Origin of the sequence: Undibacterium sp. Dicai25W, from assembly GCF_049340505.1 — a bacterium.
Lineage (GTDB): Bacteria > Pseudomonadota > Gammaproteobacteria > Burkholderiales > Burkholderiaceae_D > Undibacterium > Undibacterium jejuense.
In genome coordinates, this window is the sequence record NZ_JBMPOQ010000006.1 from 25265 (window position 1) to 38262 (window position 12998).

Annotated in this window: 13 protein-coding genes, 5 tRNA genes and 1 pseudogene; all 19 read left to right on the forward strand. The window is 46.2% G+C overall.

Going from position 1 to position 12998, the window contains the following annotated elements; translation table 11 throughout:
- Nucleotides 1-50 precede the first annotated feature (50 nt).
- The 19 genes and pseudogenes from truA (at nucleotide 51) to ACO0KY_RS08910 (ending at nucleotide 12932) form a co-directional block, all read left to right on the forward strand.
- Complete coding sequence (truA, locus tag ACO0KY_RS08820) at nucleotides 51-878, forward strand: tRNA pseudouridine(38-40) synthase TruA (RefSeq protein WP_423045346.1); 828 nt, start codon at nucleotides 51-53, stop codon at nucleotides 876-878.
- A 168-nt stretch (nucleotides 879-1046) separates the two neighbouring features.
- Complete coding sequence (gene lepA / locus ACO0KY_RS08825) at nucleotides 1047-2840, forward strand: translation elongation factor 4 (protein WP_423045348.1); 1794 nt, start codon at nucleotides 1047-1049, stop codon at nucleotides 2838-2840.
- Nucleotides 2837-3748 carry a signal peptidase I gene (lepB, locus tag ACO0KY_RS08830; protein WP_423045350.1) on the forward strand — a complete coding sequence of 304 codons (912 nt, stop codon included), beginning with the start codon at nucleotides 2837-2839 and terminating at the stop codon, nucleotides 3746-3748. Before lepA ends, lepB begins: the two co-directional genes overlap by 4 nt.
- 34 nt (nucleotides 3749-3782) lie before the next feature.
- Nucleotides 3783-4178, forward strand: a complete 396-nt coding sequence (locus ACO0KY_RS08835; protein ID WP_186910592.1) for a DUF4845 domain-containing protein — start codon at nucleotides 3783-3785, stop codon at nucleotides 4176-4178.
- A gap of 12 nt (nucleotides 4179-4190) precedes the next feature.
- Nucleotides 4191-5057 (forward strand): ribonuclease III, encoded by an 867-nt coding sequence (gene rnc, locus ACO0KY_RS08840; protein WP_186910593.1) that lies wholly within the window; start codon nucleotides 4191-4193, stop codon nucleotides 5055-5057.
- Nucleotides 5058-5064: 7 nt separating this feature from the next.
- A complete protein-coding gene (gene era / locus ACO0KY_RS08845; protein WP_186910594.1) occupies nucleotides 5065-5967 on the forward strand; it encodes a GTPase Era in 903 nt (300 codons plus the stop codon).
- Nucleotides 5968-5974: 7 nt separating this feature from the next.
- A complete protein-coding gene (recO, locus tag ACO0KY_RS08850; protein ID WP_423045353.1) occupies nucleotides 5975-6817 on the forward strand; it encodes a DNA repair protein RecO in 843 nt (280 codons plus the stop codon).
- Nucleotides 6814-7584, forward strand: a complete 771-nt coding sequence (locus ACO0KY_RS08855; RefSeq protein WP_423045355.1) for a pyridoxine 5'-phosphate synthase — start codon at nucleotides 6814-6816, stop codon at nucleotides 7582-7584. The genes recO and ACO0KY_RS08855 overlap by 4 nt, the downstream gene beginning before the upstream one ends.
- Before the next feature lies 1 nt (nucleotide 7585).
- A complete protein-coding gene (gene acpS / locus ACO0KY_RS08860) occupies nucleotides 7586-7987 on the forward strand; it encodes a holo-ACP synthase (protein ID WP_423045648.1) in 402 nt (133 codons plus the stop codon).
- Between the two features lie 5 nt (nucleotides 7988-7992).
- A complete protein-coding gene (gene uvrC, locus ACO0KY_RS08865; protein ID WP_423045357.1) occupies nucleotides 7993-9861 on the forward strand; it encodes an excinuclease ABC subunit UvrC in 1869 nt (622 codons plus the stop codon).
- Between the two features lie 39 nt (nucleotides 9862-9900).
- The gene (pgsA, locus tag ACO0KY_RS08870; protein WP_423045359.1) at nucleotides 9901-10482 is read left to right on the forward strand and encodes a CDP-diacylglycerol--glycerol-3-phosphate 3-phosphatidyltransferase; all 582 of its coding nucleotides are present in this window, start codon (nucleotides 9901-9903) and stop codon (nucleotides 10480-10482) included.
- Nucleotides 10483-10532: 50 nt separating this feature from the next.
- Nucleotides 10533-10608, forward strand: a tRNA-Gly gene (locus tag ACO0KY_RS08875).
- A 30-nt stretch (nucleotides 10609-10638) separates the two neighbouring features.
- Nucleotides 10639-10714, forward strand: a tRNA-Gly gene (locus tag ACO0KY_RS08880).
- 35 nt (nucleotides 10715-10749) lie between these two features.
- Nucleotides 10750-10825, forward strand: a tRNA-Gly gene (locus ACO0KY_RS08885).
- A 96-nt stretch (nucleotides 10826-10921) separates the two neighbouring features.
- A tRNA-Cys gene (locus tag ACO0KY_RS08890) sits at nucleotides 10922-10995 on the forward strand.
- A gap of 71 nt (nucleotides 10996-11066) precedes the next feature.
- Nucleotides 11067-11159 (forward strand) — tRNA-Leu (locus ACO0KY_RS08895).
- Between the two features lie 284 nt (nucleotides 11160-11443).
- Nucleotides 11444-11530 (forward strand): annotated as a pseudogene (locus tag ACO0KY_RS08900) (hypothetical protein); the annotation flags it as partial.
- 255 nt (nucleotides 11531-11785) lie between these two features.
- A complete protein-coding gene (locus ACO0KY_RS08905; RefSeq protein WP_423045361.1) occupies nucleotides 11786-12340 on the forward strand; it encodes a hypothetical protein in 555 nt (184 codons plus the stop codon).
- 100 nt (nucleotides 12341-12440) lie between these two features.
- Nucleotides 12441-12932 (forward strand): hypothetical protein, encoded by a 492-nt coding sequence (locus ACO0KY_RS08910; RefSeq protein WP_423045363.1) that lies wholly within the window; start codon nucleotides 12441-12443, stop codon nucleotides 12930-12932.
- The last annotated feature ends 66 nt before the right edge of the window (nucleotides 12933-12998 follow it).

Here is a 12998-nt window from a genome sequence, read left to right on the forward strand (position 1 = left end):
CAATACTGCGGGCGCCATGTAATCGGCGCCCGTTTTTGTTTTTTGAATGAATGGATTTACTTGTGAAGCGTCTCGTTTTGGGTGTGCAATATGATGGGAGTGGTTGGCAGGGTTGGCAAACACAACCTTCGGGAAATACTGTGCAAGATGCGCTTGAGAGGGCCCTTTTTCAGTTTTGTGGAGCTGAAATTTCGACTGTTTGTGCTGGCCGAACTGATGCGGGGGTGCACGGGATTGAGCAGGTGGTCCACTTTGATACTCCACTTGAGCGTGCTTCGTATTCGTGGGTGAATGGTGTGAATGCTTTCTTGCCTGCGAGTGTGGCAGTTCAATGGGCTAAAGAGTTGGAGCTCGACGAGGATTCGCAGGATAACTTCCATGCAAGATTCAGTGCGAGAGCGAGAACTTATCATTATGTTTTGTATAATAGCAAGATTCGATCGCCTATCTGGGCGGGGCGTGCTGGCTGGGCGTTTAGACCTTTGGATGTGAGTCAAATGCGCATTGCTGCTGAAAAACTCCTTGGGGAGCATGATTTTTCTGCTTTTCGTGCATCAGGCTGTCAGGCGAAGACACCGGTTAAGCACATGTATTCGATTGAAATTCGTCAGCAGGGAGAGCTCATTGTATTTACTCTCAAAGCGAGTGCGTTTTTGCACCACATGGTTCGAAATATTGTTGGCTCCTTATTGTTTGTGGGAATGGCGCGTCGCGCACCAGAATGGTTGGCGGAAGTATTGGAAAGCAAGGATAGAAGTATTGCGGCGCCGACTTTTATGCCGGATGGCTTGTATTTGGCGAAAATCGACTATGAGGAAAAATGGGGTTTGCCTCAATCAGATATCATAGAATTGCCTGGATTCTTGTCTCTTTTGTAGTGCTTTATTGTTACTGAGCGTGATTTCTCAGATTTCCTCTCTGAAATCCGGTAAAATGACGTTTTGCAAAACCCGCACTGAAGGCGCTCGCCTGGGGACTATTGCCCAGACTGGAGCGCTTTTTTTTAGCTGGTCTTCGCCTCACCTTAGTATTTTTTTGTAATTTCAATGAATAACATCCGGAATTTTTCTATTATTGCCCATATCGATCACGGCAAATCCACGCTGGCTGATCGTATTATTCAATTGTGCGGTGGCTTGTCTGATCGTGAAATGGAAGCGCAAGTCCTTGATTCTATGGATATTGAGCGTGAACGCGGGATCACCATTAAAGCCCAGACTGCTGCTTTGCATTACAAGGCGCGTGATGGTCAGGTGTATAACCTGAATTTAATTGACACGCCAGGTCACGTCGATTTTAGCTACGAGGTTAGCCGCTCCTTATCCGCTTGCGAGGGTGCATTGCTGGTCGTTGATGCATCTCAGGGCGTTGAGGCGCAGACCGTCGCAAACTGCTACACGGCGATTGAGCTTGGTGTAGAAGTAGTGCCCGTACTGAATAAGATTGATTTGCCCTCAGCGGATCCTGAAAACGCCTGTTCAGAAATTGAAGAGGTCATTGGTATTGATGCCACTGATGCGGTACATTGTTCGGCTAAGACCGGTCTCGGTGTGTTGGATGTACTAGAGTCTCTTATCGTTAAAGTACCGCCACCAAAAGGCGATCCTGACGCGCCTTTGCAAGCATTAATTATTGACTCGTGGTTCGATAACTACGTCGGCGTGGTGATGCTGGTGCGTATCGTTAATGGTACCTTGCGCCCAAAAGATAAAATTTTGTTTATGGCAACCGAGGCACAGCATCTGGTTGAAAGTGTCGGTGTATTTACGCCTAAGTCTTTGAGTCGCACTGAACTGTCTGCTGGTCAGGTGGGTTTTGTGATTGCTGGTATTAAAGAGCTGAAATCTGCTAAGGTTGGCGATACCATTACCGTGGCCAATAAAGCCGCCAAAGAGCCTTTGCCGGGCTTTAAAGAGGTGCAGCCGCAAGTGTTTGCTGGTTTGTTCCCGGTAGAGGCGAATCAGTATGATGCCTTACGTGACTCTTTAGAGAAATTGAAGCTCAATGATGCTGCTCTGATGTACGAACCTGAAGTGTCGCAAGCCCTGGGCTTTGGTTTCCGTTGCGGTTTCCTTGGTTTGTTACACATGGAGATCGTTCAGGAGCGTTTGGAAAGAGAATTTGATATGGATCTCATCACTACGGCGCCGACGGTCGTGTATGAGGTAGTCATGGCGGATGGTACCATTTTGATGGTGGATAATCCTTCGAAGATGCCTGATCCATCAAAGATTGAGGAGATTCGTGAGCCTATCGTTACAGTCAATCTCTACATGCCGCAAGAATACGTTGGCTCTGTCATTACGTTATGCACGCAAAAACGTGGCGTGCAATTGGATATGAGCTACCACGGCCGACAAGTTAAATTGACCTACGAAATGCCAATGGCGGAAATCGTGCTGGACTTCTTTGATCGTCTGAAATCCACTTCACGCGGTTATGCATCGATGGATTACGAGTTCAAAGAAAATCGTGCTGCTGATGTGGTAAAGGTCGATATGCTGATTAACAGTGAAAAAGTCGATGCATTGGCGATTATTGTTCATCGTGCCAATAGCCATTTCCGAGGTCGTGCAGTAGCCGCCAAAATGCGTGAATTGATCCCTCGTCAAATGTTTGATGTTGCGATTCAAGCTGCTATTGGCTCCAACATTATTTCGCGTGAAAACGTGAAGGCATTGCGTAAAAACGTATTGGCAAAATGTTATGGTGGCGATATTAGCCGTAAGCGTAAATTGCTGGAAAAACAAAAGGCTGGTAAAAAGCGTATGAAGCAAGTGGGTTCTGTTGAGATTCCACAAGAGGCATTTTTGGCAATTTTACAAGTGGATGAAAAATGAGTTTTCAATCAATTTTAGGAAATTTTGCTCTGATATTATTTGTGCTGACGATAAGCACAGGCATAGTCTGGTTTCTGGATACGTTTGTATTAGCTAAGCGCCGTCGTGTAGCAGCAGATGCAGCATTGGCGGCGTACGATGCGCGCAATGCAAAACTCAGTGCGGAAGGCATTAAAGTCGAGGAAAGCAAACGTCACGAAATTGAAGAAAATATTTTACGTCAACCACTCTGGGTTGAGTATTCAGGCAGCTTTTTTCCAGTTATAGCGATGGTATTCTTTTTGCGATCATTTTTATATGAGCCATTTAAAATTCCATCTAGTTCAATGTTGCCAACTTTATTTGTCGGTGATTTGATCTTAGTAAATAAATTTACTTACGGTATTCGTTTGCCAATTTTGAACAAAAAGGTCATCGAAATAAATAATCCCCAACGTGGCGATGTGATGGTATTTAAATACCCTGAAGACCCTTCTGTCGACTATATCAAGCGCGTCGTTGGTGTGCCTGGGGATAAAGTTGTCTATAAAAACAAGAAATTGTTGATTAATGGCAATGAAATGACTTATCAGGCGATGCCGGAATTTCTGGATGAAGAGCATTTAAGTTATTTTAAACAATATTCCGAGAACCTGACTGGTGTTTCTCATCGCATATTAAACGATGAGCAATCCCCCGCTTTTGTAAGAGATCCGCATAATTTCCCTAAACGCGAAAATTGTACATACAATATAGACGGGTTTTCTTGTGTTGTTCCCGATGGCGAATATTTCATGATGGGTGATAATCGCGATAATAGCCTTGATAGCAGATACTGGGGATTTGTCCCAGACCAGAATATTGTCGGAAAAGCCTTCTTTATCTGGATGAATTTAGGGAACATTAAACGTATTGGCAGCTTTCAGTAAATGACTTATTTAAACAAAATGGAGCGGATCAGCAATGAAGAAAAATCGTCATACTCAGCTTAAGTCGCAGCGCGGAATTTCCCTGATCGGATTGATTTTTTCTTTGGGGATGTTGGTGCTGGTAGCAATGGTAGCAATGAAAGTTGTACCAACTACGATTGAATATTTGTCGATAAAAAAGGCGATTGTCAGTGCAAAAGGGGCTGGTAGTTCTGCTCGTGATATCGAAAATGCGTTCAATAAGCAGGCCGAAGTGGGGTATATCACGTCAATCTCGGGCAAAGATTTAGTCATTGAGAGAAACGGTGATGATATTGATGTAAGTTTTTCTTACCAAAAAAAGATCCCTTTGTTTGGGCCAGCATCGCTATTGCTGGAATATGAAGGTACAACGGCGAAAAGTGGTATTGCCACCAAGAAGCCAGAATAAATAGATTGACGTATGAATCTTCAATTATTGCAAAAGAGGCTGGGTCACCAGTTTGGAAACCCAGCTTTATTGCAGCAAGCATTGACTCACCGTAGTCATAGTGTCGTACATAATGAGCGCCTTGAGTTTCTGGGCGACTCGGTTTTGAATTGTGTGGTTGCTTCTTTATTGTTTGATAGTTTTGCCAACATTGATGAGGGTGACCTGTCGCGCGTACGTGCCAATCTCGTTAAGCAACAGACTTTGTATGAAATTGCCCAAAGAATAGAGCTATCTCAGTTTCTTCGCCTGGGCGAGGGGGAATTAAAATCCGGTGGTTTTCGCCGACCATCAATTCTCGCAGATACCTTAGAGGCTTTGTTTGGCGGTATCTTCCTTGACGCAGGCTTTGATGCTGCCAAAGCAGTTATACGTGCATTATATTCACCTATTTTAGAGTCGGTTGATCCAACCACACTGGGTAAGGATGCCAAAACCTTACTCCAGGAATTTTTGCAGAGCAGAAAAATCGCTTTGCCGCAATATAACGTGGTCGCTACACATGGTGCTGCGCATAATCAAGAATTTGAAATTGAGTGTTTGGTGCCTAAACTGGATATTCAGGTATTTGGTACAGGCGGAAGTCGCCGTGCTGGTGAGCAGGCCGCAGCAAAATTAGCATTGGAATCGGCAATTGAAGTGTTGTCCCGTACCCCGGCTTCTCGTAAAGCTAAGCCTCGTGCCGCGCAATTGAAATTGGCCGGCATTGCCACTTCGCAAAATGAAGTTGCCGTTGACTCAAAAAATGCGACTGATAAACAAAAGACTGCTGTAGACACTGACGTAATTAAAACTGCGGAAGATCTGCCAAACCCGAACCACCATCCAAAGACTGCTTGAGCACCCCATGAATGAAATTTTAGACAATCCAGATTTTCGTTGTGGGTACATCGCCATTGTTGGCCGTCCAAACGTTGGTAAATCTACACTGATGAATGCCTTGATTGGCGCAAAAGTAAGTATCACTTCACGTAAAGCGCAGACAACGCGCCATCGTATTACTGGCATTCAGACGAAAGACAATACGCAGTTTGTGTATGTTGATACGCCTGGTTTTCAGACCCGTCACTCCAATGCCTTGAACCGCACTTTGAATCGTACCGTAACAACCACCTTGACCGCAGCCGACGTGATTTTGTTTTTGGTTGAAGCTGGTACTTTTGGTCCTGCTGATCAGCAGGTGATCGATTTATTGCCTAAAAATGTACCCTGTATTTTGGTGATCAATAAGTCGGATCGCGTCAAAGATAAAGCAGTGATGATGCCGTTTGCGCAGAAGATCGCCGCGCTGTTTCCGTTTGCTGCGATTGTTCCGGTATCCGCAACCTTGCGTTTTCAGTTGGAAAATCTTGAAGGCGAAACAAGAAAGTATTTGCCTTTGAATCCGCCTATGTTTGCGGAAGATGATATTACTGACCGCAGCGAAAAATTTCTTGCCACTGAAATTGTCCGCGAGAAATTATTCCGGTTTGTTGGTGATGAGCTGCCCTACACCAGTACCGTTTTGATTGAAAAATTCGAGCAAGAAGGAAACTTACGTCGGATTTTTGTCGCGATTCTGGTTGATCGTGATGGCCATAAGTCGATGGTGATTGGGAATAAAGGTGCTCGATTGAAAGACATTTCTACCCAATCTCGTACCGATATGGAAAAGCTCTTTGGCGGACCTGTATATCTGGAAATTTGGGTGAAAGTAAAATCCGGATGGGCAGACAATGAGGCCGGTTTACGGGCTTACGGTTACGAATAAGAATAACATGACTGCAGGGGAGAGCGCCGTCATTCAGATGCAGGATGCCGTATTGGATGCGGAGGACCCTACCGTTGATTCCGTCGCGCGCATCCCCGTAAAAAGGTCAATCCCCGTTTCTTCTAAATCTCCAGTCCGAGAACGCCGAGTGTTGAATCAGCCAGGATTTGTTTTGCATTCCTGGCCGTATAAAGAAACTAGCGTGATCGTCGATGTGCTGACGCGCGACTATGGCCGTATCGCGTTAGTAGCAAAAGGTGCAAAGCGTCCGCATTCGCAATTGCGTAGTGTTCTTCAAACCTTTCAGCCTTTGCAGCTTGCATGGACTGGCAAATCCGAGATACGAGTGCTGACTTCTGGTGAGTGGGTTGGCGGTATGTTGCCGCTGGAAAAGTCGGCGTTGCTTTGCGGTTTTTATTTGAATGAATTGCTGGTCAAATTTCTGGTTCGCGACGAACCACATCCCATGTTGTTTGATGAGTATGTCTCGACCTTGAATCAGTTGGCGCATGATGAGCCGGCGTCGACAGTATTGCGTCAATTTGAATTATCTTTGCTGCGCGAATCAGGTTTGTTAAACGATCTCAGTTTTTGCACGAGTGCCCGGGCGCGTGTGCAGGCTGATGTCAGATACGTGATCGACCCTGAGCTTGGTGCCAGGCCTGCATTGCAATCTGACGTGGTTCCTGTTGTCTCTGGGCAGACTTTAATCGACATGGCGGACGGGGATTATAGTGACCCGCAAACGCAGTTTCAGAGCAAGATGCTGATGCGTAGCTTGCTTGCCCATCACCTGCATGGTTCTTTTTTAAATACCCGCCAAATTTTGATTGATTTGCAAAATTTATGAACATCCATCAACAACGCCAATTGCTCGATTTGAGCGTGAGCCTGAATTCATTGGTGCAGGTTCGTGAAAAAATCGGCGCGCAGTTTTTCGATCTTTCCCGCTTATCATTGTTGGCTGAAGAAGCTGGCGCCGATTGTATTTCTTTATATGTTGATGAGTCGAACTGGTCGTCACTTGCAATGAATGTCGAGCAGTTGGCACGCCAGGTTATTAACACATTTGAATTGGAAGTGGCAGCTTCTGACTTCATGCTCAAACATTTAGAGACAATTCCGGTGACGCATGTCTGCCTGGTTGATGTCGATGCATCTAATGCTGCGCAGTATGTTGCTCTTGATCTGGAACAGAATTTTTCTCAAGTTCAAAGTTTTGTTAAGCAACTACAAGCGCGTGGTATCTACGTTTCTGCATTTATTTCGCCAACACCTGCAGCGATTGCTGCTGTCGCTGAGTTGCGAATTTCTCGTGTTCGACTTGATTGTTCGTCTTATGTGGAGGTGGCAGAAGACAGTCAGCGCGCGCATGCATTGGCGCAAATTCAAACCGCGTTAACTAATTGTGTTGGTCGAGGCATGGTTGTGGGTATTGAAGGTAAATTTGACTCGGCGCAGGTTCAGGCATTGGCAACAATTTCTGATATCTCCCAATTTCATTTGAATGAACTGGTCGTTGCTCATTCCTTGCAGTGTGGCTGGGAAAGTGCAATTCGCAATATCAAAGCATCGCTGGTGAAATCGCGATTGAATCGCAGAGCTGATGGAGGTTGACGTGATCTATGGCGTTGGTACTGATATTGTTGAGGTCGCTCGTATTGAGCGTGCTTTGCAGCGTGGTGGTGATCGCTTTGCTAAAAAAGTATTGGGTGATGAAGAGTTGCTGATTTTTTTTCAGCGCCGTGATCAGGCTCTTGCGCGCGGCATACGTTATCTGGCAACGCGGTTTGCTGCTAAAGAAGCATTTTCTAAGGCCATAGGAACTGGCGTTCGTTTGCCAATGACGCTGCGAAACATGCAAACGCTCAATGGTGATCAAGGTAAGCCAGTAGTGGTCGTCAGTGATGATTTGGAAAAATGGATGTCTGTCCGAAATCTTACTGCTCATGTCTCGGTGAGTGATGAAGTTCAGCAAGTGCTGGCATTTGTCGTTGTTGAGCAAGCCGCGACAACATGAGTTCCATGGATACTGATAAATCATCATCGGAAATTCGTCAGCAGGTGGTTGATGCGGTGGCTCGATTGCCGCATTTGCCCGGTGTGTATCGTTATTTTGATGCGCAAGATCAGGTGCTTTATGTTGGTAAGGCAAGGGATTTAAAAAAGCGCGTTACCAGTTATTTTCAGAAAACATTATCCAGTCCCAGAATTGCGATGATGGTGGAGAAAATCGTCCGATTGGAGACCACAGTAACACGCAGTGAAGCAGAAGCGTTGATTCTGGAAAATAATTTAATCAAGGCGCTACGCCCACGCTACAACATTTTATTTCGCGACGATAAGTCTTATCCTTACCTGAAAATCACCTCTGAAAAAACGCCACGCATGACTTATTATCGAGGAGCGGTCGATAAAAAGCATCAGTATTTCGGACCTTTTCCATCTGGTTGGGCGGTCAAGGAATCAATGCAGATTTTGCAGAAAATTTTCCTGCTGCGTAGCTGCGAAGATAGTGTGTTCGCGAATCGCACTAGGCCATGCCTATTGCATCAAATCCAGCGCTGTAGTGGGCCATGTGTTGATTTGATTGCGCCTGAGGATTATCAGCAAGACGTCAGAAATGCTGCTGACTTTTTGCGCGGTCGTCAATTGGAAGTCATGCAGAACCTTGAAAAAAAGATGCTCGGATTCTCCTCCGAACTTAGATTCGAGCAGGCGGCCATGGTACGCAATCAGATGTCGGCCTTATCTAAAGTGTTGCACCAGCAAAGCATGGAAACCACTGGCAATGCTGATCTGGATGTGATTGCCGTAATCGTCGAAGGCGGACGAGCCTGTGTCAATCTGGCAATGATACGTGGTGGTCGACACCTTGGGGACCGTGCTTACTTTCCTAGTCATGTGGATGATGTCAGGGCGGTAAGCGATGACTCAATTGAGGCTGAGGTGGTGGCGGCATTTTTGGCGCAGCATTATGTGGATCAGTTCATTCCTTCAACCTTGGTGATGAATGTGGCTTTAGATGCACCAGATCTGATGCTGGTACTGGCAGAGCAATGCGGTCATAAAATTCATTTATCATTTCAACCGCAAGAGCAGCGTCGCGTCTGGTTGGAAATGGCAGTGAAGGGCGCTGAACTTGCTCTGGCGCGGCTTTTATCTGAGCAGGGCTCGCAGCAGGCGCGTACTCGCGCTATGGCGACTGCACTTGAACTTGAGACTGAAAACATTGATTTATTGCGTATCGAGTGTTTCGATATCAGCCATACGCAAGGTGAGGCGACGCAGGCATCTTGTGTTGTTTATCATCATCACGCAATGCAAAACAGTGAATACCGGCGTTACAACATCAAAGACATCACGCCTGGAGATGATTATGCTGCGATGCGCCAGGTCTTAACCCGTCGATATGAAAAAGTGAACGGAGAAGACCCCACTGCACTGACAATGCCAGACGTGGTGTTGATTGATGGTGGAAAGGGACAGGTTGAGATCGCCAGGCAAGTTTTTGTTGAACTGGGACTCGATACCAGTCTGATTGTCGGCGTATCAAAAGGGGAGGGACGCAAGGTCGGCTTGGAAACGCTGGTGTTTGTCGATGGGCGCGAAGAGAAAGAATTGGGTAAAGAATCTGCGGCATTGATGTTGATTGCGCATATTCGTGATGAAGCGCACCGATTCGCGATCACCGGCATGCGTGCCAAGCGCGACAAGGCGCGACAAACATCGCAATTGGAAGAAATTGAAGGTGTGGGGCCGAAACGCCGTCAAAGATTATTGGTACGTTTTGGTGGTTTGAAGGGTGTCAGTGATGCCAGCGTCGAAGAGCTAGCTAGTGTTGAAGGAATTTCTCGTCAATTAGCAGAAGAAATTTACAAGCGACTCCGTTAGATCAATATAATGAAGAGAAATATTCTAAATAATTAAGTCATGCCATTTAATTTTCCTATTCTTCTCACATGGTTGCGCGTAGCACTGATTCCTCTCGTGGTCGGTGTTTTTTATTTGCCTGATACGTGGTTTGATCCATTTCAAAAAGGACTTGCTTCGACGTTGATTTTTATCGTTGCTGCGATTACCGATTGGTTTGATGGTTTTCTGGCTCGTCGTTGGAATCAGACGTCTTCATTTGGCGCATTTCTTGACCCAGTCGCGGATAAGTTAATGGTGGCAGGTGCTTTGCTGGTATTGGTGCAACTTGGCCGTGTAAATGCCGTGATCGCCTTCGTCATTATTGGCCGTGAGATTACGATCTCCGCTTTGCGTGAGTGGATGGCTATTATTGGTGCTTCAAAATCTGTTGCGGTTAGTTCGCTAGGTAAAATAAAAACTGCGGCGCAAATGGTGGCGATACCGATGTTATTGTATTACGACACGATTTTGGGGATCGATATGATATTGCCTGGTTCGTGGTTGTTGTTGATCGCAGCAGTCTTGACTGTGTGGTCTATGCTTTACTATCTGCGCAAAGCATGGCCTTTAATTAAAGAATCGACCGAGAATCTAAAGTAGCTTACTTGACAGTTTTTCGAAATGCTATATAATTCTGGTCTTTCGTTGATGCGGGAATAGCTCAGTTGGTAGAGCGCAACCTTGCCAAGGTTGAGGTCGAGAGTTCGAGACTCTTTTCCCGCTCCAAGTTTTCTCAGCGAAATATGTAGTGCAAATGCGGGAGTAGCTCAGTTGGTAGAGCGCAACCTTGCCAAGGTTGAGGTCGAGAGTTCGAGACTCTTCTCCCGCTCCAAAATGGCGTAGTACCTGAAGTATCGGCAGTATAATGCGGGAGTAGCTCAGTTGGTAGAGCGCAACCTTGCCAAGGTTGAGGTCGAGAGTTCGAGACTCTTCTCCCGCTCCAGATTCTGAAGGGAAGCACGGCTTCCCTTTTTTGTTACAGTAGTTGATGTGCCGCGATTTAGCTTAGAGTAAGAATATTTAAGTTAATAGCACCCCTGGCGGGGTAGCAAAGTGGTTATGCAGCGGCCTGCAAAGCCGTAGACGCCGGTTCGATCCCGACCCCCGCCTCCAGATTTAAGAAAGCGCTGTGTGCGCTTTTTTTGAAAGAGCAAGCAATCTATGATTGCATGTTGTAGTGATGGGCCCGAGTGGTGAAATAGGTAGACACATCGGACTTAAAATCCGCCGCTTCGTTAATAGCGGGCGTGCCGGTTCGATTCCGGCCTCGGGCACCATATCGACATACCAAGATGTATCAGTAAGAACAAAAACCCGCACCTTCCATAGGATAGTGCGGGTTTTTTGTTGCCGTAAAGTCCCGTTGATCATCTTTACGTCCCAATGTTTTTGGGGTAACTTTTAGGGTAGTTGATGTTGTTACCCTTTATGCAAAATTACAGTTACCCCTTTCTATGCCTCTCACTGATACCGGAATTAAGAACCTTAAGCCGCTCGACAAGCCGCAAAAAAATTTGATGTAAACGGACTTTTCCTTCTCGTTCAGCCAAACGGAGAGAAATGGTGGCGTTTTAAATATCGTTTTGCTGGTAAAGAGAAGTTGCTCTCATTTGGTACTTATCCAGAGGTAGCCCACCGCGCCCACTAGACATAGATCTCTTCGGTGCGTAAGATATAATACTTATCTCATATGCAACGTTTGAGTTGATCGAGCATTTTGGGTTTCAAAATCGCGTCTGAAGCCTGTACATGTGAAGTGACATTTTTCATGAATATTTAGTACTGTTTTTATACAGTACATTATTAAAATGACCGCATGACAAGCCTCTGCATGGATTTGATTGGTTGAATTAGGTGGACGGCATCTGTCCGCCTAATTAAAGTTAGAGGTTTAATTAAGTACATGACGAAAATTGAAGTAGGAAAAGGGAGAAGTAAGGTTGAGCAAACTAATCATGGTTTGCGAATTACTATCCCGTCTAAAAAGAATTTCTTTTTAATAGCCTTCATGGGCTTTTGGCTAATGGGTTGGGCAATTGGTGAGGTATCAGTTTTAAAAGAATTATTAAATCCAAAAGATGGCGCGCCGGAATTTTTTCTTATTACGTGGCTTGGTGGCTGGACTGTCGGTGGAGCCTTCGTCATATATGCGTGGCTTTGGAATGTTATGGGGAAAGAAATAGTAGACATAACATCGTCAGAGCTAAGTCATATCAAGGTTGTTGCTGGGTTTAGTAGAAGTAGTGAATATGCAGTATCTTCAATATCAAAATTAAGGCTGCAACCACAAAACACGTCAATCTTTGGCTCTAGAAATGGAATGGAGTTTTGGGGTATCACAGGAGGCACTATTGCCTTTGACTATGGACAAAGCACCCATAAATTCGGGGCGCAACTTGATGAAGCGGAAGCTGGCCATGTTATTGAAGCCATTAAAAACAGGTTCACAAATCTCTAACAAGTCGCTCAAGGCCGCTTCGCTGGACAGCCCTAATCGGCGCATGCTTCGCATTATGTGCGCCGCTTGTGTCTGCCCCTTAGCTTTGCGTTAGGGCGCTATGAACATCTGGATCGCCGCTCTTGCCGCAGTAGTAGTTCAGCCACTGGTGTTTCTGGCGCGCATCGCACCGGACTACCTCGCTTCGCCACAACCGCTTTACGGAATCGGCTTCATGCTGCTCGTCGTGGCGGTGGTTGCGGCCGCGGTCGTGCTGATTCTCGGTATTCCCGCGTTCCTTGTACTCCACAAGCTTCACCGAGAAAGTTGGGTTTCACTCGCAATGGCGGGCCTTGTGCTTGGAGCATTGCCGACTGCATTTTCTTGGCCGAGTCATCTTGAAGGGTTTTCTGCCGGACAGAACTGGCACGGCAAGTACGTTGAAACGTACGTGAACGGCGCGCCGACTACCTACGCGTGGCTGACCTATGGCGAGGGTATCTTGTTTTTCGCGCTCCACGGCTTGGTTGGCGCACTCGTGTTCTATGCTGTTTGGCGTTTGCGTGAGCGCCCTAACAAGTCACTGCAGCCGACCGCCTCCGGCGGCAGCTGAGTTCCAACGTTAGCCTTATAGATGCTGATATCAATCAACAGTTGCATACGCAAGATTGGTGCTGCC

What these genes read in the sequence shown, in the direction of transcription:
- truA (WP_423045346.1), top strand. Translation starts at nt 51, where the DNA reads ATGGATTTACTTGTGAAGCGTCTCGTTTTGGGTGTGCAATATGATGGG.
- lepA (WP_423045348.1), top strand. Translation starts at nt 1,047, where the DNA reads ATGAATAACATCCGGAATTTTTCTATTATTGCCCATATCGATCACGGC.
- lepB (WP_423045350.1), top strand. Translation starts at nt 2,837, where the DNA reads ATGAGTTTTCAATCAATTTTAGGAAATTTTGCTCTGATATTATTTGTG.
- ACO0KY_RS08835 (WP_186910592.1), top strand. Translation starts at nt 3,783, where the DNA reads ATGAAGAAAAATCGTCATACTCAGCTTAAGTCGCAGCGCGGAATTTCC.
- rnc (WP_186910593.1), top strand. Translation starts at nt 4,191, where the DNA reads ATGAATCTTCAATTATTGCAAAAGAGGCTGGGTCACCAGTTTGGAAAC.
- era (WP_186910594.1), top strand. Translation starts at nt 5,065, where the DNA reads ATGAATGAAATTTTAGACAATCCAGATTTTCGTTGTGGGTACATCGCC.
- recO (WP_423045353.1), top strand. Translation starts at nt 5,975, where the DNA reads ATGACTGCAGGGGAGAGCGCCGTCATTCAGATGCAGGATGCCGTATTG.
- ACO0KY_RS08855 (WP_423045355.1), top strand. Translation starts at nt 6,814, where the DNA reads ATGAACATCCATCAACAACGCCAATTGCTCGATTTGAGCGTGAGCCTG.
- uvrC (WP_423045357.1), top strand. Translation starts at nt 7,993, where the DNA reads ATGGATACTGATAAATCATCATCGGAAATTCGTCAGCAGGTGGTTGAT.
- pgsA (WP_423045359.1), top strand. Translation starts at nt 9,901, where the DNA reads ATGCCATTTAATTTTCCTATTCTTCTCACATGGTTGCGCGTAGCACTG.
- ACO0KY_RS08905 (WP_423045361.1), top strand. Translation starts at nt 11,786, where the DNA reads ATGACGAAAATTGAAGTAGGAAAAGGGAGAAGTAAGGTTGAGCAAACT.
- ACO0KY_RS08910 (WP_423045363.1), top strand. Translation starts at nt 12,441, where the DNA reads ATGAACATCTGGATCGCCGCTCTTGCCGCAGTAGTAGTTCAGCCACTG.